Source organism: Bacillus sp. ISL-18, assembly GCF_018613415.1.
Classification (GTDB): Bacteria; Bacillota; Bacilli; order Bacillales; family Cytobacillaceae; genus Neobacillus.
Genome location: NZ_JAGGQG010000002.1, coordinates 978,788 through 999,468, shown reverse-complemented (window position 1 = coordinate 999,468; position 20,681 = coordinate 978,788). Strand labels below are relative to the sequence as shown.

Sequence of the window (20,681 nt, the reverse complement as noted above, 5' to 3'; positions counted from 1 at the left end):
TTTCAAAACTTTTGAAAACTCTACAACTCTATTTTTTTAAATCTTAAAATTCAGCCAAATTCGAACCTTTTCGATGTGGGGGTAGCCCTCAGTAGAAATTATCTACTGTTGGGACACCCCCTTTTGATTTGTCCTAAAAACATTCGAATCTTATGTTCTTTTATCTCCCTGATTGATCGTGGGGTACTCGTACAATAACAGTAGAGACTGTCTGGTTTCCTGCCTTATCCATTGCTGTATACGTTATGCTATAGGTAAGTTCAGCCTTTTTCGCTTTTTTAGCGAGCAATGTAAACGTCTTATCTAGCGTACCGTAAGTAGCATCTCCCACCAATTGTTCGGAAGCGTCATCAAGTTCACTTGGAATAATCGAGGACAGCACAACGGAATCAATCCCCGACAAACTGTCACTTGAATCAACGACCGCCGTTACTGAAACAGGTTTATTGTTGGCAGTCCTGAGTATCGATTGATCCAAATCGACCTGAAGCGAAGGTGCGGTTTTATCCAAATAGATCGAAACCGTTTTCTTCTCCTCTACATTACCGGCGTTATCAACACTCCAGTATGTAAGGCTATGAATGCCTTCCGAAGTAATGGTAACCGATTTGCCCGTTTGCGGAGCCCCGTTATCAATCGTGTAGTAAGTTGCTGCAACATCTGAATCCATATCCTTGGCCATAAAGTTCACCGTTACATCTTTATTGACCCAGCCATTCGGCGCATCGTCGGTGGTTACGGGTGCGGTCTTATCAATGTTATTGACGGTAGCGACAACACTTCCTGCATTCCCCGCCGCGTCTTCAAACGTAAAGGTAAAGCTTCCATTTTGGCTAAAAGTGTACTGACCTAGCCCATTATTGTTCGTTACCGTAACAGGCTCACTTGGTATAACAGTCACAATCACATCTTTGTTAGTCGGATTGACAGCACTATAGCTGATCGTGGCTGTAGGAGCAACGGTATCTGTTGATTCTGTTTCACCCTTAATAGCTACTTCCATATAAAATAGATTTGCAACATCAGCTTTTCTAATGGTATGTGAGCCAGGTGGAAGAGCCATAGTTACAATACCATCTTTCATTGCATAACTTGTTCCATCTATGTTGACTTTTGATGTGTCTCCTGTATTAAAAACTAACGTTAAGGTTGAATCTATAGTAGTCGTAAAGCCAATGCTGGTCGAACTCTCCATTTTTAAAGCTTGAGTTAGGGTTAGACCATTAAACACCACTGTTCCCTTACTTGTTGAAAGGTTCCCTTGAATCGTGTAGAAGTTGCTTTCTTTTCCATCTGTGGTAAAGTTATGAACATTTCCTACAGTTGGATTCGTTGGGTCGGTTGGGTCGGTTTGATCTGAAGGAGTTGAAGCACCGCCTACTGATACAAGTTGGGTTTTGTAATTTTTTATTTTAGTCATCAGTCCTGAATTAATGCTATACGATTTATCATCAACCGCATCATCAAATTCCCACGTAAAGTCTCCATTATTTAGGCGACCAGCTTCAGCGGTAACAATTTGTTCAACAGAGCTTACATCATCAATATCAGATGCAGTTACGCCCAAATCGATCCGAGTATCAAAGTTATTATAAGTTGTTCCTCCTGCTAAGGTTTTATATGAGCTTGGAACGGTTTCACTTCTTGACGAAGCTAAGTAAGCATCAAATGATGATGCATTAGCTTTAGTTGTTCCTGCATCGGAATTAGCATAGATCATACTAGCAGCATCAACAATGGTATTGTTGTAAGCTTTAATCATTCCTCCATCTTCGCCCGAGAATGTACCTTCCCCTAAAGCATCAGTACCTTGCAAGGAACTCATCATTGGATATTTGGTATTTCTAAAATAGTTTGATTCTACAAAGGATGAACTTCCTGTTGTTGCACCAACACCATATTTAGAGATTCCATCAAAGAAGTTATTGTATAAATGAACAGTTCCTGTTCTTATACGTGGATGACGAGAGTCTGAATGATCAAACCAGTTATGGTGGAAGGTTACAAAGAATTCTGATGATTCATTCAAACCAAGAAGAGAACTTTTTCCGGAATCCCAGTAGTGATTGTAGGAGAGTGTAATATAAGTGGATCCACCTTTCAGGTCAGTGGAACCGTCACCTTTTGCCTGGTCGGCATCTCCTCCTGCAGTTCCATAGAAAATATCATTATTATGAAGCCACACATTAACATTGCCAGTATCCATTGAAATGCCATCATCAGGGAATAACGCCATTCCTAAGTTCCTTACTTCAACATTACCGACATATCTAAGCAGGATTCCCCATCCAAAAGCATAAGTATCTTCCCCGATACCTTCTAATGTAATATTCATCTCCGAATAATTGGATTTACCTTTTACTTGAAGATATCCGCTGCTGTTAAGCTGGCCATACATGTCAGCATCTGTAATTTTTCCAATAAATCTGATTGCAAGCGGTGTTTTATCATAGCCTTTTTGTCTTAGGTTCAGAATATTACCAATACCTACTCCTGTTGTTACAGCTCCTGAACTGCTGGTTATCACATCATGAGTTACCGTTAATGCATTCTTAGATGTTACATATATAACTTGAGCACCAGCTTTAAGTGTTCCATCCTCATTATAAGCACCTGAACCTGTACCATATGTTGAGTTGGATGCAAAAGCAAATCCAGTTCTGTCATGTGCCTTTACGGACAGGATATTAGAAACAATATTTACTATTGAATTATCTGACAGTACTGCTACAACTTTCATGATATAATCTCCAGCTGCAAGCCCTACAGCATCAGCCCTCCAAAACGATCCGTAGCTTCGAATTAATTCATTATCAATTCGTTTATATTGAGATTCTGGTGCACTCGCAGGTTTAACATACACGTTATAACCAACTGCATTACCTACAGGCGCCCACTCTATATATGCAGTTTCATACCAGCCTCCACTATTGATTATTGAAGGGCTAGCAGCATGTACCATGGTGTTTGCAAAACCACCCAATCCACCTGCTAGTAACGAAAGAACAAGCGAACACATAAAATAAATTCTTAATACTTTTTTTCCAGCCATCTGTGCCTCCTAGTCAATTTGTCCTAGATAATTTGTAACCGCTTCCAATTTACATCTAGTTTTATGCGGCAAACTATCTAATTTTTAAATGAGTATCATATATTTACCGCAACGTCCCCTTTCACCCCCTACAACGAAAATCCTTTATTATTGAAAGAGATAATGCATCTAACCTCAATACCCCTTTTAATAATCCGTAATGCGAAATTACTTTGATAAACGGCTTCTTCTTTTTAGAAAACAACGCACATTTACCGATTACATGCGAAAGAAAGCCAAGAAGTTTTTTACTTTCTAGCATGTTAAGGAAATCGAACAAGATGGTGAAAAACTTGTTTCCAGCATTTATTATAATCAGAATCTTTTGACAAGAATATATAATAATTTACGCTTTTTGTTTAATATTTTTAGTAAAAAAAATTATTTAAAAGTCTCGTAAGCTCATATCCCCTTTTTGCCGGTCTGTGATGCCGTAAATCGCTCAACATTTCAACACTAGTGATCTTTTGTTCAGTTTGTTTGAACCGTTTAATATTTTGTGTGCTTGGGATCCATTGACAGTTCGTGTAAGAAATTAATTTTAGGTGATGGATTTTTAAAAGAATACGTACACGATGTGCTAAAAGACGTAAGTAATTTCATAAAAAATGTGGAAATTGGCATGTAAAAAAGCTAACAACTGGACAATTCGTCCATAACTTGTTAGCTTTTTACTATTTATTCTGCTTTCTTCTAACATTAAATTTATTTAGTAACGATCTTTCTAAATAATATCCAAAATTAACTAAAATTACCGTTTAGCGTAAGAAATGGGACAGTAGGATGAGGATCAACAGATACACCAATAAAAAGATATAGGTTTTTTATTTATGAGATATTTCCTTTCCGATCACTATTTAGAGGAGCATCTTCCGAAGTTTTTCCATCCCAATCCTGGGCATGGTTTAGAAAAGCCTTCATAGCGTTTGACCTTTTCATTCGATTACTAACAACAAGTGCGGTGGTATGGGTGATTGATTTCTCCAGCCTGATTAATGAGATATTAGCCGTTGAAAAATATTCAGCTTCCTTAGATGTTATTAATGAGACACCTAATCCTTCCGCAACGAGCCCCACAATAATATCTATTTGACTGCTTTCATGAGTAATATCTGGTGTAAATCCAGCCTTTTTACAGGCATCTATACAAATTTGAAAAAGAGTACTTGCTTGATTCATCAAGATAAACGGTTCATTCTTAACCTCTGATAGACTTATAGCTTTACGACTTGCATAAGGGTGACCCTTTTGGGTAATCAAAACCACTTCATCCTTTATCATGGGATAGGCCGAGAACGCCTCTAGCTTCTCAAAGTTTTCAGGCAGGGCAATAAAGGCCATATCTAGCTCAGCTTTTTTTAGAAGACCAATCAGTTCACTGCTCATTTTTTCCGTGATATCTAATTGTATTTCTGGATACTTTTTCTGGAAAGATGCAAAAAGACTAATCAGTCCCCTGCTGCTATATACAGGTATGGTTCCTACCGAAAGTACTCCTCTTTCGCCATGTGTAAACGTTCTCATTTCATTCAACAGATGATCATATTCATCCAAAATGCGATTGGCATATTTAGCAAACTCCTGACCAGCGGCAGTGAGTTTAACCGTTCTAGTCGTACGATCGAATAATTGTACCCCGCCTAGTTCTTTTTCCAACTTAATAAGGTATTTGGATAAAGAAGACTGTGAAATTGAAACCTCATAGGAAGCATTCGTAAGATGTTGATGTTTGACAATGGCCATAACATATTTTAATTGCTCAATATTCAAGTGAACCTTCCTTCCTGATTTATTCCCGTTTGGAATTAATTATACAGAAAATTGGAATTGTTTACACTACTCGATTTCATTTACACTATATTTACAAGGCTTATGTCACTTCCCATTTTAGGATGTAAGCGTTTTATTAAAATAAATAAGGAGGTCAAAATTTAGGTAGATTTTAAAAAAAAATATATTTATAGAGAAGGAGAGTTTTGTATGATTCGTTATAAAAAATTAGGATATGTAGCATTAAACGTTACCGATGTGAACAAATCAGCTCAATTTTACCGAGATATTGTTGGTCTTGAACTGGTAGAATTAATCCCAAATAAAATCGCCTATTTTAGATGCAGCAATGACCATCATAATCTAGTTCTTTATCCCTCTCAACATCCTGGATTAAAACGAGTTGCCTTTGAGGTGGAAGACGAAAACCAGCTCGACATTGCCATTGATCGGATTACTAAAGCGGGAGTAAACTGGCAGGAGGTCGATGATTTAGAAGTAGAATCACTCCATCAAAGTCGTACGATTCGCTTTACCGAGCCTACATCCGGGGTCACATTTGAATTATTTTCTGATATTGAGCAATTTGAATTTCCGTTTACCTCCAAACCAATCAACTCCAAACCAGTGAATATTACTCAGTTAGGCCACGCTGTCCTAGAGGTTGAAGATCAAGACTTTGATGACCTATATAAGTTTTTAACAGAAACATTAAACTTCAAAATATCGGACGTTTCTGGCGACCAAATTGGCTGGGCATGGTTGAGGGCCTTTCCAAATCCATTACATCATTCGTTCGCGATTAATCGTGGAAAAGAGCGAAAGCTTAATCATATTTCCTTCCAAATCGAGGCAATCGATGACTTAGGAATTAGTCAAAAACGGTTAGTAGAAAATAATGTACCAATCGTATTCGGTCCAGGCCGACACGCCCCATCTGGCAGTCTATTTTTATATTACTTAGATCCTGATGGATTAACATTAGAATACAGCCAAGGAATGGAAGAGTTTCCTGAAGGAGCTCCACGCCAGCCAAGGGTTCTGCAACCGACTCTTGAAACATTAGATATGTGGGGAGGGACTCCAGATCCAAGGTTTGGTTCAATCGGTAAAATCGGATAAAACCCCGGAATTGGAGAGCAAAAACAATGACCGAAAAGCGAATTGACTTTCACACTCATATTATCCCATTCGATATTCCAGATTTTTCAAATTCATTTGAAGGTGATCGATGGCCATGGATCAAGAAATTGGTTGAAGATACAGCCAATATAATGGTTCAAGGAAACGTTTTTAGAAAAATATCAAAAGAAACTTGGGATCCGTCTAAGCGAATCGAAAAAATGCAGGCAGAAGGAATCGATCTACAGGTTCTATCCCCTATCCCAGTAACTCTATGTTACTGGGCACCTATACAAGGGGCTGTCGAATTTGCTAGATGGCAGAATAACTTTATTGCAAATGTTATTAGAGAGCATCCCAACCACTTTTTAGGGCTTGGAACCGTTCCACTTCAAGATGTTGACGCTGCCATCCTTGAAATGGAGAGGTGTATCCGACAGCTTAAGTTAAGCGGCCTTGAAATAGGCTCTAATGTGAATGGTAAAGGGTTAGATGACCCTAGTTTTTTACCCTTTTTTGAGAAAGCATCACAATGGAACGTTCCACTATTTATCCATCCCTATGAAATGATAGGAAAGGAACGCACAATGAACGATAACCTTAGCATTACGGTAGGAATGCCAATGGAATTAGCGCTCACGGCAACTAGATTGGTGTGGTCCGGAATTTTTGATAAGTTTCCAGCGATTAAAATTTGCCTGGCGCATGGAGGCGGGGCATTCCCTTATATTCTCCCACGAGTAGATACTGGCTGGAACTCATGGTCGGCATTAAGAAAAACAGAAAATCCGCCTAGTTTTTATGCCAATAAATTTTATTATGATGTATTAGTTTATGACAAGGTCAATACGAAATATCTAATTGATTTGATTGGCTATGAAAATCTATTAATGGGCTCAGATGACCCCTTTATCATCAGAGAAACCCCTCCTGGAAGAGCAATTTTAGAACTTGAAGATGTGAGTCCAGAAATAAAAATGGCTATGTTAGGAGGAAACGCTTTACGCTTTTTAGAAAAGTAGAGTAATAGTGTTAAGGAGTCGTGCGGGAAGGAATATATAGGGGGGAAATTATGAAGATTACGAATACGCAACAGTTAATCGACCAGGCAAAGTTTAATAAGTATCATCTGATGATACTTTTATGGTGTTCATTTTTAATGATTTTTGATGGCTTTGACTTAACCGTTTATGGGGCCGTTGTACCTGTTCTTATGAAAAATTGGAATATTTCACCTATTGAGGCGGGCGTTCTTGGTAGTTATGCCTTATTCGGAATGATGTTTGGTGCGATGATTTTTGGGACGCTTGCTGATAAATTAGGCAGAAAAAAAGTCATCTTGATCTGTGTGTGCATTTTTAGTATATTTATGATCCTCACAGCTTTAACTACCAGTCCAGGAGCCTTCGGGCTATGTCGGTTTATTACCGGTTTGGGGCTTGGCGGCGTAATGCCAAATGTCATTGCACTTATTAGTGAATATTCACCTAAAGCTCTTCGCAGCCGAATGGTGTCCATAATGATGGCTGGATATTCAATCGGGGGAATGATTGCTGCTACCCTTAGCATTGTCTTAGTACCTAACTTTGGCTGGCAATCTGTTTTTTTCTTCGCCGGCCTGCCACTCTTATTTATTCCCTTTATGATACGTTACTTACCCGACACAATCGGGTCACATCTGGCAAGAAAAGAAATTACAAAAACAAAGGAGATTCTTGGAAAACTAAATCCACTTTACAGCCCGGATTATGGTGAACAACTCACGATCAATAGTTCTACTAAATCTTCCTTCCCTGTCTTTACCTTATTTAAAGAACGCAGAGGGATATCTACCATTCTATTTTGGATTGCGTTTTTTATGTCCCTTTTAATGGTTTATGGTTTAAACACATGGCTTCCAAAATTAATGACGACAGCTGGATTTCCGCTTGGTTCAAGTTTAAGCTTCCTACTGGCATTAAATATTGGTGCTACCATTGGTGCTTTCGTTATGGGATGGTTAGCAGATACCTGGGGCGCAAAACGAATCCTCATTCTATTCTATAGTCTTGCTGCACTAACCATTATGTGCTTGGGATATGCGCATAATATGTTTTTATTGTATCTATTGGTAGCGCTTGCGGGTGCGGCGACGATTGGCACACAAAATATAGCTAACTCCTATGTATCACAATACTACCCTATTTCGATGCGCTCTACTGGATTAGGCTGGGCACTTGGAATTGGACGTATTGGTGCCATTGTTGGTCCAACGGTTGGAGGGATATTACTCTCTTCAGGCACATCCATTCAATTTAATTTTATTGCCTTTGCAATACCTGGGGCAATTGCCGCGTTTGTTATTTATCTGACAAATAATAAATTAAGCTCGTTAACGATCCATGAAGATCAAACTGAACAATTTACTTAAACCGAAGGTACCATTAAATTATTTTAACAAAAATTCTAAAAACTCCTGAAAAAAGCTAGAAGGTTCACTCTCCCTAGTGAACCTTCTAGCTTTTTCAAATGATATTTACGCAAAATTTATCAGGTAACCTGAAAGAACTTTAATAGTACATTCTCTGGCAATCTAGTAGCATAACACACAAAAATGCAATTCATCATCCATTTATAATTGTCACTATATGTTTCAAAAGTTGGAGTAGTCCGGAAATAATAGACGCTAGCGTCAACAAACTTACCAGCCTTTACATCTTCTACATACTCTTTCGGTACTGTACGTATTCCATTGTTTTCAATATAAATGGCAGTGCCATCCTCTAATTGAATGGCATATCTAGCTGAAAGTTCACACTTACCATCTGGACGAATAATTTGGCTATCCACACCACCTGGCAAAACCGTTCCTTTAAAACCGTTCCCGTGTACTTCGCCAGATAAAATCGGAATTAATTGCCGTCTGCCAACAATATGATCTTCACCTACAACAATAGGTTTATCAACGACAATATTAATGCTGAATACTTCTTCTAATCCTAACTCTGCAATACCAAAATCTTCCATCTAATTACACCCCATCTATGGTATTATTTATATATCGAGAAATAGATCCGTAGTGTGTATGTTTAAAAAATTTTTATTTAAATAAAAGGAAACACTTTAAATTACATTGGATTTCTGACTTTTGCTATCTTCCTAAACGAATGAAATTTAATTAAGGAATAAGGATTTTTTCCATAATCATTACATCAACAAAGCGCCCATCTAATTTACCTTGGTTCTTAAATACCCCAACTTCCCTGTATCCATTTTTTCTATAAAGACCCTGCCCCAAGTGATTGAAAGGTAATGTAAATAGAACAATTTTATTAAATTGATTTCGAATGGCAGTACACTCGATTTCCTTTAACAAAAAGGATCCAACTCCTCTTCCTCTATAATCCCTTCTAATATAAATGGATAAATCGGCAACACCAACATAGGCGCAACGATTGGAATATGGATTTAATGAAGTCCATCCAACTATTTCATTGTTATTTTCGATTACGATAACCGTAAAACGTCCGTTATGGATGTTAAACCATTCTGTCATGTATCCAATATCTTTTTGGTCTTCCTCCAACGTTGCAACCCTATCCTCAATCCCTTGATTATAAATGTGTAAAATCGATTTTAGGTCATTTATTGAAGCAAGCCTTGTTTTATACTCATCATCATTTTTCATTTCTTTACCTCCTAGATTTTATTTTCTTATAACCATTATATAAAAATTTTACCATTTTAAAAGAAATATTAGTTGCAATTTGCAAATAATTATAATATAAATAAATCAGAGGTGAAAATAATGGAAAACATTAGAGAATTGTTCCAAGTTATGACTAGGAGATTTGGCCTTTTAAATAAAAACTGTTGTCAGATAGGTGAGACTGAAATATCCCTTGTACAGAGTCATATCCTTTATGAAATTCTCCGAAATTATAAACCTTCGATGCAACAGGTTGCTGATACTCTGGGGATCAATATAACTACTTTTAGTCGCCAAATTCAAACTCTAGTCAAGATGGAGCTGGTTAAAAAAACGCCTCTTCCTGATGATAGACGTGTTTCATTACTTACTTTAACTACACAAGGAAATTATGTTGCTGCTAAAATTGATGCGGAAATGCATCAATATTTAAACGAAGTATTTTCATATATGAGCGAATTTGAACAAGAAATGGTAATTAAATCGGTCACATTACTTAATGAAGCAATGTCAAAATCTACTGTCTGCTGTAAACCAATAATTTGAGCAAGAATACTTGCTCTTTTTATAAAAATAATTACTTGCAAATTGCAAATAATTAAAAGGTAGGATTACTTTTTAATCAATAAATTTTTACATTGAACCATTTACTATTCCACTTTACCAGCTTTTCAAGCTTACTTGTTTTGTTTTAAATCTTATCGTTCTTTAATTAATGGGAGGGATTCATCGTGTTTAACGAGTATGGAGTATATCAAGCTATGAAATTGCGTCAAGAGGAAATTGAAATGACAGCCCGAAATGCTTGGAAATTTGAGAATTTTCAAAAGGAATCATTGTTTGAAAAAGCCTTAAAGAAATGGAGTGAAGGTCGAAAGTTATCAAGAGTACAACCAAATTGCTGCTGTTGCGCTTATTAAACTGTTGCTTAATGATAAATTCGGTTCATATTATTGATATTTTATCAAAATACATTATTAGGAGGAAATTGAAATGAAATACGCGCATGTTGGTCTTAATGTTACTAACCTAGAAAAATCCATCGAATTCTACAGTACCGTTTTTGGAGCTGAGCCAGTTAAAGTAAAACCAGATTATGCAAAGTTTCTTCTTCAAACACCAGGATTAAACTTTACCCTTAATCTTCGAGATGAAGTAAGTGGAAATCAAGTAGGACATTTTGGAATTCAGGTTGAAAGCACGGATGAGGTTAGTGCACATAAGAATAGACTCGAAGCAAACGGTATTCGTACAAAATCTGAAGAATTAAACACCACATGCTGCTATGCCCTCCAAGATAAATTTTGGGTTCTTGACCCTGATGGAAACGAGTGGGAGTTTTTCTATACAAAAGCAGATGTTGAAGCTAACAGTGAAAATGCTTCTTCTTGTTGCACGCCGGAACAAAAAGGTAAAAAAATGGAGTGTTGTTCAACAACTACTCAGGACAAAAATACAACTAAATGCTGCTCTTGAAATACTATAATGATCTACAAAGGGTCTCATTTTAGGTAGAGACCCTTTTTTCTAGTGATTATATGTATGACCAAGAGCTAACAGATCAATTAAAAAAAGACCAGTAAAAGTCTTTTCTAACAGCATCTTCCCGTATTACCGATCATAGAAATCCCATGACCATTTCCACTGCGATCAAGGAGAAGGTCTTCCGTGTTCGGTTCAATAATAGGGTCAATTGCCACTTTTATTTCATTTAAAGTGACGATAATATCGTCTGCTTCTGGCTCATCCAGAGCCAGTCCTATCCTTGGCTGCCCTCAGCCAAAGCCATCAAAAAAGATACGAATGTTCGTTGCATTCTCTTCTTTGAACATTTTTTTAAATTCATCACGAGCTTCGTCAGTGATTTTCATGTCCCTTTCCTCCCCTTGTTTTACCTCTTTATTTTAATCGAATCTCTAAATTTACATAAAAAAAATTGCTTATTAAATTAAACGAAAAAAAGAATTAATTCCTGGCTAGTCATTCGCCTTACTCACCTGTATCAGCAAATCGCTTAATACGATCACCGATTTCATCACGGACGCGTTGAAAGAATGCCCATTTTTCTTCTTCCGTTCCTTCTGCTTTAGCAGGATCATCAAATCCCCAGTGCACTCGTTTTACATGTGGAGGTGTAACTGGGCAGTGTTCTGCAGCATGTCCGCAAAGCGTAACAACCAAATCAGCATGGTTTAAAATTTCAGGGTCAATCACATCAGATGTTTGGGTTGAGATATCGATTCCTGCTTCTTTCATGGCTTTTACGGCATTAGGGTTTAATCCATGAGCTTCAAGCCCAGCACTTTTCACTTCCCACTCATCACTTAAATGCTTTTTCCCCCAACCTTCTGCCATTTGACTACGGCAAGAGTTCCCTGTACATAAGAAGTAAATTGTTTTTTTGTTATCCATGTTGATTTCCACCTTTATGATTAGTTTTAAGCTGCTTGTTCGTTAAAATATTTTCTTTTGAACCATAAGGCCACGTTTACTAATGCGATCATTACGGGTACTTCTACAAGTGGTCCGATAACAGCTGCAAAAGCTGCACCAGAATGGATTCCAAATACACCAACAGCTACAGCAATCGCTAATTCAAAGTTATTACTTCCAGCAGTAAAAGCAAGTGTTGTAGTTACAGGATAGTTCGCTCCAATCTTCCTTCCCATAAAAAAGGAAACAAAGAACATGATGACAAAGTAAATTAATAAAGGAATGGCGATACGAACTACATCTAATGGCAAGCTCACGATAGCGTCCCCTTTTAAGGAGAACATGATGATAATCGTAAATAGTAACGCAATTAATGTAAGGGGACTGATTTTAGGTATAAACACTTTTTCATACCATTGTCTGCCTTTAGCCCTTACCAACGTAAACCGAGTAACCATACCAGCTATGAAAGGTATTCCAAGATAGATGAAAACCGATTTCCCCACTTCGATCATCGTAATGTTTACCACTGCCCCTTGGATTCCTATCCATTTAGGGATAATGGTTACAAACACATACGCATAGACGGAGAAGAAAAGCATTTGAAATATAGAATTAAATGCCACTAAACCTGCGGCATATTCCGTATCTCCCTTAGCAAGATCATTCCAGACAATGACCATCGCTATACAACGAGCTAAACCAATCATAATAAGACCAACCATATACTCCGGTTTATCAGGAAGAAATATAATGGCTAATAAAAACATAAGAATGGGTCCAATGATCCAGTTTTGTACAAGGGATAATATCAATACTTTTACATTTTTAAATACTCGCCCTATTTCCTCATAACGAACTTTTGCTAAGGGAGAATACATCATTAAAATTAAGCCAATAGCAAGTGGAATCGAAGTAGTTCCCACCTGCAAACTGTTCATACTATCGACAAATCTCGGAAAGACAAATCCTAAACCAATACCGATTGCCATAGCAAGAAAAATCCAAAGCGTTAGGTATCGATCCAAGAACGATAAACGTTTCTTTTCTGTCTTACTCATGTTCTCACTCCTAAATTTAATAAAACTAACATCCACATCGAAGGGTGGGATTGCTTTTTTCAATCATTTTAATTTTCTCTGTTTGTACAGGTACATGTTCCAAAATGTCCTCAATTAATCCGTATAACTCGCTTTGTTGATTTAGAGAATAGTAAATCCACTGACCTCTTCGTTCTTCCCTAACCATACCGGCATCTTTTAATTTTCGAAGATGCTGACTAATGGAAGGCTGACTCATTTCGAACACTTCAAGAAACTCACAAACACAGCATTCACGTTGTTTCAAAATCGCAACAATGGTTAATCTTGTTTTATCCCCTAATAATTTTAAAATGTTTGCAGAACTCTCCAAATCTACGATTGATTTCGACATAAAAAACACCTCTCCTTCAAGTATATAAGTAAATAGTAATTTACTTATATACAGTACATGATTTTATCTCTTTTAGTGTTTTTCTAAATTAGGTAGATAAATAACAGCAAAACATGCAGATTTATTTTAACATGTCATGGAAATTAATATATAATTATTTGCTTATATATTAATGTGAATTGTCCATGCATTCAAGCTTAGTATTGTAAAGTTACTGTAAATATAAAAAAACTGCACCTCCAACTGTTAGGACTGACTAACAATTGGCGCTGCAGTTCAAAATCTTTTGTAGTTTAGCTCACACTTATATCACTTTTTCCTAAACTTACGTCATTCACCTTTTTTCTAGAAAATAAACTTCTAAGTGCATCTGGAAGTGCGATCATCGCTGGCAAAAAGACAGGCAGCAGGATAAAGCAAAGTACTATGAGGCCTGTAATGACCGCTATTGCCAATTCAAACAATAGCAGTATTCCGGAAGGCATTAGTGTCGCAAACGTGCCGCCAAGGATGATGACTGCAGAAATGATGACCCCGCCTGTCTGCCTTGAAGCCAATACGATCGCCTCTTTTGGCGACAATTGCGGATATTCCTTAAAGCGCATCATGAGGAATATACTGTAATCCACTCCTAAGGCAACAATGATAATGAATGAGAAAAATGGAACAAAAGAAGATATCCCTTCATACCCAAATAAATCTATGAAAATATAATTGATCACGAACATGGCTGAATAGTATGCTCCTAAAAGAGAGCCAGTTATGAAAACCGGTATCCAGAAAGATCTGATCACAAAGAACAGCACGAGTAATACTCCGATAATGACGATCGCTGTTGTTTTATTTAAATCCCGGCTCAGAATATTGTTCATATCGTTTGTAGTAGCACTTGGTCCTGATACACCAAACTTTGCATTTGAAAGGCCTGTTCCCTTAAGTCCATTCGAAACGGTTGAATTAATTTTACTGATTGTACTTAACGCTTCCTTGGAATAAGGATCAGCTTTCAAAACAATTGTCATTTTAGTTATTTTTCGATCATTGGACATGAACGCATCTAATGATTTCTTAAAGTTTTTGTCCGTTAACGCTTCTTTCGGAATAAAGAATGTTTTATTGGATTTAAATTGCGTTAAGAATCCATTCGTCTGGCCTAGTCCGTCAGAAATTTGCTTTAACCCGTTGTTCACATCCGATAGCTTTTGTCCAAAGCTACTGAAACCATTAAGGCCTGCTACAAGCTGCTCCTGTCCTGATTTCATCTGGCCAAGCCCATCGGAAACATTTTTCATATTCGTAACAATGGTGCCTATTCCAGCTGATGCTTTCCCAAGGCCGCTTTCAAGTTTTTTCAAACCATCTGCCATTTGCGATAAGCCGCTGCCCATGGTGGCAAGATTATAATTGGCGGTCGCAAAACCAGCCGTTACGGCATTATAATTTTGATTTAAGGCTTGTATTCCTTCAGGAGTAATTTGACTTAAAGACGATGATACCTGATTGATCGTTTGCTTTAATGCCTGGTAATTCGCATCACTCTCTGAATCTGCATAACTATTTCCTAAAGCAGCCACCATTAATTGCATTTGTGAGAGAGCACTTTTTACACCAAGAAGTGCTTGAGCCGCACCTTGGTAATGAGTACCCATTTCTTTATAACCAGCCTGCATTTTTCCATAATTATCAGCTAATACTGCCACTCCACTACTCATCTTTGTGAGATTGGTTTCGATCGTGGCTAAGCCATTGCTGATCGTTTGTGATTGATTGGCTCCACCATTAATACCTGCTTGGATTTGCTTTAATCCATTGGTTAAAGCAGTCATTCCATCTTGAAGCTTGGCCGTCCCATCAACCATTTGATTAACCTTAGAAAAGTCTGCTGAGCCAAGCTTTTCTTGCGCCAGCTTTAATCCATCATTGATTTGATCGACACCATTCTGCGTTTTTGTAATTCCATCCGTAACGGACCCCATTTGACTGTCGACGTAAAAATGATCAATTTGCTTACCCTGAGGTTGTGTGACTGAAGAAACCAGCTTAACCCCTTTCATACTCTTAAGTCTTTCCGTTAAGTTATCCACTACCGCAAGTGATTCATTATTATCAAGGGCTTTATTATTTTCAATAACAACCGTTGCAGGCATGGCCTGACCTTTACCAAAATGATCCGCAACTAAATTAAAGCCTTTAGAAGAAGGATACTTATTTCCAAGTTCTCCAATCGTATCAAAGTTAAGCTTTTCCTCATGAAAATACACCATCGGCCCAATGATCAACAGAATAATAAGAACGGGTAAAAGTGGATGCTTGGTTGCATAGGAAGAAGTCTTCCCCCAAAACTTATTTTCCTTATGACCCAATACATTTTTGGAAGGCCAGAATAGTTTTTGGCCTAAAACTTTCATAATGAAAGGTGTTAATGTCAAAATTTCCAATAATAGTATTGTTACTCCGATTACCACGACCACACCGGATTTGTAAATTGGTGATTCAGCAAAAACGAGAGCAAGGAAAGCAATAAATACCGTGAGTATACTATAGGCAATCGTTTTACCTGCCGTTTTATAGGTGGTGACAATCGCATAATCAATAGAGTGGCCATGGGAAAGCTCCTCCCTAAAGCGATTAAAAAGAAGAATGTTGTAATCCGTACCAATCCCAAACAGAATCAGGATTAGGAGCATTTGCGTAAGACTTGTAATCGGAAATCCGGCTTTATCAATTAACTGAGCGGCAATTCCCATCGAACATAGATAGGAAAAAGCTACAGCCAATAACGATATCAAAGGAGTAACAACAGATCTAAACGCGATGATTAATACGACTAAGATAAAAATAACTGTCAGTGCAGCACTTTTCTCGACCCCACCCTGAGATGCTTTCAAATAATCATTATTGATGAAGTCCTCACCGCTTAGGTAGTATTCCACAGGTACTTTACTGAGTTTGCTATCCAGTTCTTTTTTAATATCATCCACTTCTTTTGATTTCTTATCAAGCTTAAAGCTGACCATAAGAGTTGTGCCATCTTCAGAAACTAAAGAGCTTTTGGCATCAGGCATACTAAAAGGATCGATCATATTAGTAATACCTAGTTCGGAGCTGCTGTCGCTAATGACCTTGACCGCATCACCGATCTTGTTCATTTCATCGTTTGAAATTTTATCTTTATCGTAAAATACGATAAGGTCGTTTGTTCCTTTAGCTGTATCGATCTTTTTTAAGATATGATCAGCGATGACTGAAGGGCTTTCGCTATTGGCCCCTTGCTGCCCTTTTTGTCGCAAAATGGCATTGATGTCTGGCTGAAACACCGTAAGCACGATCGTTGCAATTAACCATATGATGAATATAGCCCAACGGCCTTTAATGATCTTTCTCACCTTGTATCCTCCCTGATGATTGTCTATAAGAAATTGATTTACCCCTACATCTCACTAAGACAACTAGTTATTATTCAAACACCTTGTTGATTTAATGGCGTAAGCAAAGTATATTAAATCTAATGACAAGTAACAATAAGCAAATTTAAATATCCATGTTATTAAATAGACAAATTCATTTTGTTTTGTTCAAATAAAACAGCACGAAAAGAAATTTGATTGATCATTAGGAGGAGCATTACATGGTTGGTATAAAAGGAAACCGAAGAACATTGTATAGTAAAAAAGTAATCATCAATGCTTTTTTAAAGCTGCTTCAAGAAAAAAACTTGAATAAAATTACCGTTACCGATATTTGCAAAGAAGCTGATATTAATCGAGGAACTTTTTATTCGTATTACAATGATCCGGTTGATTTAATGAGAAGGATCGAGGAAGAAATGGCAGAGAAAATGATGAGTACCATTAATATCTCAGGAGATGAATCCATCAAGAATATACTGAGTGATATTTTTAAATTGATACTTGAAAATATAGAGCTTTGTAAAATTATTTTTAATGAAGAAAATGGCTCGAATGTGCTAAATACCATTTTGAAATCTGCCTATGTAAGAACAATGGAAGAACAAAAAAAGCGGTTTCCCCATGCTAATGAGACTCAATTAGAATATTTTTTTACGTATATAACAGGAGGAACGATTGAAATCGTTCGAAAATGGATAAATGATGATATGAAACTTCCTTCTGAAGAAGTCATACGCATCTTAGAAACGATGTACATGATTTAATCAATAAAATATTTAAAGAAATCAAAAAACCGCCGAGATCAGTCTCAACGGCCTTATAACAATCTAATAGGTAACCAATTATTTTAGATCCTTAAATCCATACTTTTCTAACGTCTTCATCGATTGATCGTTTTGAAGATAGTCGTAGAATAGCTGGGCTTCTTTTGGATGGGTACTATTCTTAATTACCCCTACTGGATAAATAATCGGATCGTGTGTGTTTTCCATCGCAGTTGCAACAATTTTAACTTTTTGAGAAGTCAAAGCATCCGTCTTGTAGACAATTCCTGCGTCAACATTGTCCGTCTCGACATATGTAAGCACTTGGCGAACATCTTTTCCATATACTACATTTCCTTCAACTGATTTCCAAACATTTAATTTTTCTAATGTTTCCTTACCATATTGTCCAGCTGGAACGGACTCAGGGGTACCAATTGATACCTTATCAGCTTTTGTTAGGTCTTCGAATGTTTTCATTCCTTTCTTTGAATCTTTTGGTACTACTAGGACAAGATCGTTCCCAACTAAATTTATTCCGCTTTTCTTTTCAATAAGGCCTTCTTGTACTAATTTTTGAAATTTGTCCTCAGCAGCAGAAAAGAACAGGTCGACAGGCGCTCCTTGGGAAATTTGCTGTTGCAGTGCACCTGATGCTCCAAAGTTAAAGTTTAGTGTTACATTTGGATGTTCCTTCTCAAAGTCTGCTTTAATATCAGTTAAGGCCTCCTGTAAACTTGCAGCAGCCGAAACCGTCAATTCCACTTTCTTTTCAGAAGCTGTTAGTTTCTGTTCTTCTGGTTTTTTAGTTTGTTCTTTTGTTGAACATCCAGATAAGGCTAATACAAATAGCATCAATGTGAAAAATAAAAGATTAAATTTTTTCATCAAACTCTCCCTGCCAAACTAATTATAATCAGATATAACTTATTATAATTAGTTATAATTAAAAAGAATAGAATAAACATCTCCGTCAAACTAAAATACAGGCTTAATATAATTTTCCATACATAAACGAATTATGATCGGCTATCCAGTAATTTTAATCTATCTTCTGTCAAGGAAAGGCTGCTGAAATTTTTCAGCAGCCTTTTTATTGCAAGCAAATTTATTTTAAACCCATTTTATGGAGCCAAACTCACCATGTGGATGGTTTTGTAATTTAAATCTCCTATACTCATATTCTAATTTCGAAAGTGGCAGATTATAAAGTTGTTGATCTTCTTTGGTATAAACGTTAAAAAATATTAGTTTATTGATAAGTTTTTTTCGCTTTTTTTCATCGTTATTTCTCATCATAAACACTCCTTTGATTTTACAAAAATCCCCTTTAAATCCACACTTACTATTTAATCCGATTAATTTATTAGATTAATTGTATTATAAACTTATAATTCCTATCTGTAAAGTAGGAATTAAAAAAATATCGCTGGTGCTGTCATCATGAACATTTAATGTAATTATCCATGGCATAGCCTACTCATTTCAAAGAGCAACATTCAATGAAAAACATTATACAATCTCTCCACAGCTCCAGCTACATTTTCTTCTCTAAGATTAGCAAATCCTAAAACTAAACTAATTCCGTTTTCGTTAGTAACGCTCTTTTCTAACATAAACCTGCGCATCGAATAGATTTCAAGCTTTAACCGTAAGGCGCTATCATCTATTTCTTGATATCCTTTCTCCGTATAAAAATGGGCAAGAAAATGAAGGCCTGCCGAAACATCTTCAATCTCAATCTCCTCTTGAAAACGCTGTCGAAGCTCAGTGATTAACAATTTTCTGCGTGTATCATACTGATGGTTCATCCGTTTAACGTGTCTTGCATATTCACCGCTTTCAATGAAAAACTGCAACGTGAATAACATAAGAGAGTTACTGTATTGAATCGAGTTGGAATAATGCTCCCTGTATTCCCTTATAAACTCAGGTGGCAAAACCATATAACTAATCCGCAGGCCTGGCAGTACTGTTTTTGAAAAAGTCCCCATGTAGATGACTCTTTGGTTCCGGTCTAAACTTTGCAAGGATGGAATATTGTCTGTTCCATATTTAAATTCGCTATCATAGTCGTCTTCAACAATGTATCTGTTTTCGCGTTGAGCTGCCCAGTTTAATAGCTCAATTCGTCGGGAGATTGGCATAATTTTACCTGTAGGGAATTGGTGGGACGGGGTGACAAACACCACATTTGCCTTTACTGACTCAATCTCGGTCATATTAATTCCTTGGTCATCCAATGAAACAGGGTGAACAATTAAATTCATCTTTTTCAAAAGCTGGTAAAAGCGGGCATACCCCGGGTTTTCGATTGCAACAACTGTTCCTATACTTTTCATTTCCATCAATTGACCTACCAATAGCTGTGTTCCTGCGCCGATGATGATTTGCTCCGGCTCACAATTGACTCCCCGAGTCAAAGCAATCATGCGGCAAATTGTCTCTCTCACAACATATGGCCCCTGGGAATAAGACAATTCCGAGAGCTCTCTTTTATACGATTTAATTGCTTTTTCTTGACACTTCAGCCATTCTTTAAAAGGAAATAAAGAAGTATCTGATGCCATATGGGACAGTGAAAGCCACTCATCTCTGTCGACAGGTTCCTCCTTTAGTTCACTTGGCAGCTTTTGTTTCGAGTGTTTCTCTTGTTCAATAAACTCAGTAATATTTTCAACAAAGTATCCGCTTCGTTCAATCGTATAAATATACCCCTCAGCAAGCAGCTGTTCATAGCCAAAGCTGACGGAATTAACACTAACATTTAATTGTTCGGCTAATGACCTTTTTGAAGGAAGCTTTTCATTTGATTTTAGCTTTCCTGTTAAAATATTTTCTTTGATCCCTTCGTATATTTGTTGGTAAATATAACTCGAATCACTCTGTTTATCGATCAGTATGAACATATTATTACTCCCCATCTGGTACCTATTTTTTTTCGATTATGGTACTTTTCATTATACCAG

18 protein-coding genes and 1 pseudogene are annotated in these 20,681 nt (G+C 37.0%); 7 read left to right on the top strand and 12 right to left on the bottom strand.

All coding sequences use genetic code 11. The features are described 5' to 3' along the window. Nucleotides 1–160 precede the first annotated feature (160 nt). From J7E81_RS31270 to J7E81_RS04870, 3 genes and pseudogenes are all read right to left on the bottom strand, one after another. Nucleotides 161–1,003 carry an OmpL47-type beta-barrel domain-containing protein gene (locus J7E81_RS31270; protein ID WP_374103989.1) on the bottom strand — a complete coding sequence of 281 codons (843 nt, stop codon included), beginning with the start codon at nucleotides 1,001–1,003 and terminating at the stop codon, nucleotides 161–163. After that, a pseudogene (locus J7E81_RS04875) lies at nucleotides 995–3,019 on the bottom strand (pectate lyase family protein); the annotation flags it as partial. The gene J7E81_RS31270 and the pseudogene J7E81_RS04875, both read right to left, overlap by 9 nt. Before the next feature lie 900 nt (nucleotides 3,020–3,919). Beyond that, the gene (locus J7E81_RS04870) at nucleotides 3,920–4,861 is read right to left on the bottom strand and encodes a LysR family transcriptional regulator (protein WP_215040983.1); all 942 of its coding nucleotides are present in this window, start codon (nucleotides 4,859–4,861) and stop codon (nucleotides 3,920–3,922) included. 210 nt (nucleotides 4,862–5,071) lie between these two features. On the opposite strand from J7E81_RS04870, the gene J7E81_RS04865 reads away from it, so the two are divergent. Genes J7E81_RS04865 through J7E81_RS04855 form a run of 3 tightly spaced genes read left to right on the top strand, consistent with a single transcriptional unit; the run spans nucleotide 5,072 to nucleotide 8,393 of the window. Further along, the gene (locus tag J7E81_RS04865) at nucleotides 5,072–5,983 is read left to right on the top strand and encodes a VOC family protein (protein WP_215040982.1); all 912 of its coding nucleotides are present in this window, start codon (nucleotides 5,072–5,074) and stop codon (nucleotides 5,981–5,983) included. Between the two features lie 26 nt (nucleotides 5,984–6,009). Further along, on the top strand, nucleotides 6,010–7,005 hold the full coding sequence (locus J7E81_RS04860; RefSeq protein WP_215040981.1) for an amidohydrolase family protein: 996 nt from the start codon (nucleotides 6,010–6,012) through the stop codon (nucleotides 7,003–7,005). Nucleotides 7,006–7,055: 50 nt separating this feature from the next. Further along, nucleotides 7,056–8,393 (top strand): MFS transporter, encoded by a 1,338-nt coding sequence (locus J7E81_RS04855; RefSeq protein ID WP_215040980.1) that lies wholly within the window; start codon nucleotides 7,056–7,058, stop codon nucleotides 8,391–8,393. A gap of 119 nt (nucleotides 8,394–8,512) precedes the next feature. On the opposite strand, the gene J7E81_RS04850 is transcribed toward J7E81_RS04855, so the two are convergent. Next, nucleotides 8,513–8,989, bottom strand: coding sequence for a DUF3237 domain-containing protein (locus J7E81_RS04850; protein ID WP_215040979.1), 477 nt, complete (start codon nucleotides 8,987–8,989; stop codon nucleotides 8,513–8,515). A gap of 151 nt (nucleotides 8,990–9,140) precedes the next feature. Further along, nucleotides 9,141–9,650, bottom strand: coding sequence for an arsinothricin resistance N-acetyltransferase ArsN1 family A (locus J7E81_RS04845; protein WP_215040978.1), 510 nt, complete (start codon nucleotides 9,648–9,650; stop codon nucleotides 9,141–9,143). Nucleotides 9,651–9,770: 120 nt separating this feature from the next. On the opposite strand from J7E81_RS04845, the gene J7E81_RS04840 reads away from it, so the two are divergent. The 3 genes from J7E81_RS04840 (at nucleotide 9,771) to J7E81_RS04830 (ending at nucleotide 11,147) form a co-directional block, all read left to right on the top strand. Then, entirely contained in the window at nucleotides 9,771–10,217 is a 447-nt protein-coding gene (locus tag J7E81_RS04840) for a MarR family winged helix-turn-helix transcriptional regulator (protein WP_215040977.1), read from the top strand. Between the two features lie 185 nt (nucleotides 10,218–10,402). After that, nucleotides 10,403–10,591: a hypothetical protein gene (locus tag J7E81_RS04835; RefSeq protein WP_215040976.1), complete on the top strand. Its 189-nt coding sequence runs from the start codon at nucleotides 10,403–10,405 to the stop codon at nucleotides 10,589–10,591. 73 nt (nucleotides 10,592–10,664) lie between these two features. Next, a complete protein-coding gene (locus J7E81_RS04830; protein ID WP_215040975.1) occupies nucleotides 10,665–11,147 on the top strand; it encodes an ArsI/CadI family heavy metal resistance metalloenzyme in 483 nt (160 codons plus the stop codon). Nucleotides 11,148–11,660: 513 nt separating this feature from the next. Here J7E81_RS04830 and arsC read toward each other — a convergent pair. From arsC to J7E81_RS04810, 4 genes are all read right to left on the bottom strand, one after another. After that, nucleotides 11,661–12,083 carry an arsenate reductase (thioredoxin) gene (gene arsC, locus J7E81_RS04825; protein WP_215040974.1) on the bottom strand — a complete coding sequence of 141 codons (423 nt, stop codon included), beginning with the start codon at nucleotides 12,081–12,083 and terminating at the stop codon, nucleotides 11,661–11,663. Nucleotides 12,084–12,109: 26 nt separating this feature from the next. Further along, the gene (gene arsB / locus J7E81_RS04820) at nucleotides 12,110–13,165 is read right to left on the bottom strand and encodes an ACR3 family arsenite efflux transporter (protein ID WP_215040973.1); all 1,056 of its coding nucleotides are present in this window, start codon (nucleotides 13,163–13,165) and stop codon (nucleotides 12,110–12,112) included. Nucleotides 13,166–13,190: 25 nt separating this feature from the next. After that, nucleotides 13,191–13,538, bottom strand: a complete 348-nt coding sequence (locus tag J7E81_RS04815; RefSeq protein ID WP_215040972.1) for an ArsR/SmtB family transcription factor — start codon at nucleotides 13,536–13,538, stop codon at nucleotides 13,191–13,193. Between the two features lie 293 nt (nucleotides 13,539–13,831). Continuing rightward, complete coding sequence (locus tag J7E81_RS04810; RefSeq protein ID WP_215040971.1) at nucleotides 13,832–16,924, bottom strand: MMPL family transporter; 3,093 nt, start codon at nucleotides 16,922–16,924, stop codon at nucleotides 13,832–13,834. Nucleotides 16,925–17,166: 242 nt separating this feature from the next. Between J7E81_RS04810 and J7E81_RS04805 the strand changes: the two genes are divergently transcribed. Continuing rightward, on the top strand, nucleotides 17,167–17,712 hold the full coding sequence (locus J7E81_RS04805; protein ID WP_215040970.1) for a TetR/AcrR family transcriptional regulator: 546 nt from the start codon (nucleotides 17,167–17,169) through the stop codon (nucleotides 17,710–17,712). A 78-nt stretch (nucleotides 17,713–17,790) separates the two neighbouring features. Here the strand turns inward: J7E81_RS04805 and modA are convergent, their stop codons facing one another. The 3 genes from modA to gabR all read right to left on the bottom strand — a co-directional run bounded on the left by modA (nucleotide 17,791) and on the right by gabR (nucleotide 20,621). Then, nucleotides 17,791–18,603, bottom strand: a complete 813-nt coding sequence (gene modA, locus J7E81_RS04800) for a molybdate ABC transporter substrate-binding protein (protein ID WP_251028424.1) — start codon at nucleotides 18,601–18,603, stop codon at nucleotides 17,791–17,793. A gap of 222 nt (nucleotides 18,604–18,825) precedes the next feature. After that, nucleotides 18,826–19,008 carry a Fur-regulated basic protein FbpA gene (locus J7E81_RS04795; RefSeq protein ID WP_215040968.1) on the bottom strand — a complete coding sequence of 61 codons (183 nt, stop codon included), beginning with the start codon at nucleotides 19,006–19,008 and terminating at the stop codon, nucleotides 18,826–18,828. A gap of 203 nt (nucleotides 19,009–19,211) precedes the next feature. After that, entirely contained in the window at nucleotides 19,212–20,621 is a 1,410-nt protein-coding gene (gene gabR, locus J7E81_RS04790) for a MocR-like transcriptional regulator GabR (RefSeq protein ID WP_215040967.1), read from the bottom strand. Nucleotides 20,622–20,681 lie beyond the last annotated feature (60 nt).

Bases quoted from the DNA above. Each gene is read 5' to 3' on its own strand.
- J7E81_RS31270 (WP_374103989.1), bottom strand. From the start codon at position 1,003: ATGGAAGTAGCTATTAAGGGTGAAACAGAATCAACAGATACCGTTGCT.
- arsB (WP_215040973.1), bottom strand. From the start codon at position 13,165: ATGAGTAAGACAGAAAAGAAACGTTTATCGTTCTTGGATCGATACCTA.
- J7E81_RS04795 (WP_215040968.1), bottom strand. From the start codon at position 19,008: ATGAGAAATAACGATGAAAAAAAGCGAAAAAAACTTATCAATAAACTA.
- gabR (WP_215040967.1), bottom strand. From the start codon at position 20,621: ATGTTCATACTGATCGATAAACAGAGTGATTCGAGTTATATTTACCAA.
- arsC (WP_215040974.1), bottom strand. From the start codon at position 12,083: ATGGATAACAAAAAAACAATTTACTTCTTATGTACAGGGAACTCTTGC.
- J7E81_RS04830 (WP_215040975.1), top strand. From the start codon at position 10,665: ATGAAATACGCGCATGTTGGTCTTAATGTTACTAACCTAGAAAAATCC.
- J7E81_RS04840 (WP_215040977.1), top strand. From the start codon at position 9,771: ATGGAAAACATTAGAGAATTGTTCCAAGTTATGACTAGGAGATTTGGC.
- J7E81_RS04855 (WP_215040980.1), top strand. From the start codon at position 7,056: ATGAAGATTACGAATACGCAACAGTTAATCGACCAGGCAAAGTTTAAT.
- J7E81_RS04815 (WP_215040972.1), bottom strand. From the start codon at position 13,538: ATGTCGAAATCAATCGTAGATTTGGAGAGTTCTGCAAACATTTTAAAA.
- J7E81_RS04805 (WP_215040970.1), top strand. From the start codon at position 17,167: ATGGTTGGTATAAAAGGAAACCGAAGAACATTGTATAGTAAAAAAGTA.
- J7E81_RS04850 (WP_215040979.1), bottom strand. From the start codon at position 8,989: ATGGAAGATTTTGGTATTGCAGAGTTAGGATTAGAAGAAGTATTCAGC.
- J7E81_RS04860 (WP_215040981.1), top strand. From the start codon at position 6,010: ATGACCGAAAAGCGAATTGACTTTCACACTCATATTATCCCATTCGAT.
- J7E81_RS04865 (WP_215040982.1), top strand. From the start codon at position 5,072: ATGATTCGTTATAAAAAATTAGGATATGTAGCATTAAACGTTACCGAT.
- J7E81_RS04845 (WP_215040978.1), bottom strand. From the start codon at position 9,650: ATGAAAAATGATGATGAGTATAAAACAAGGCTTGCTTCAATAAATGAC.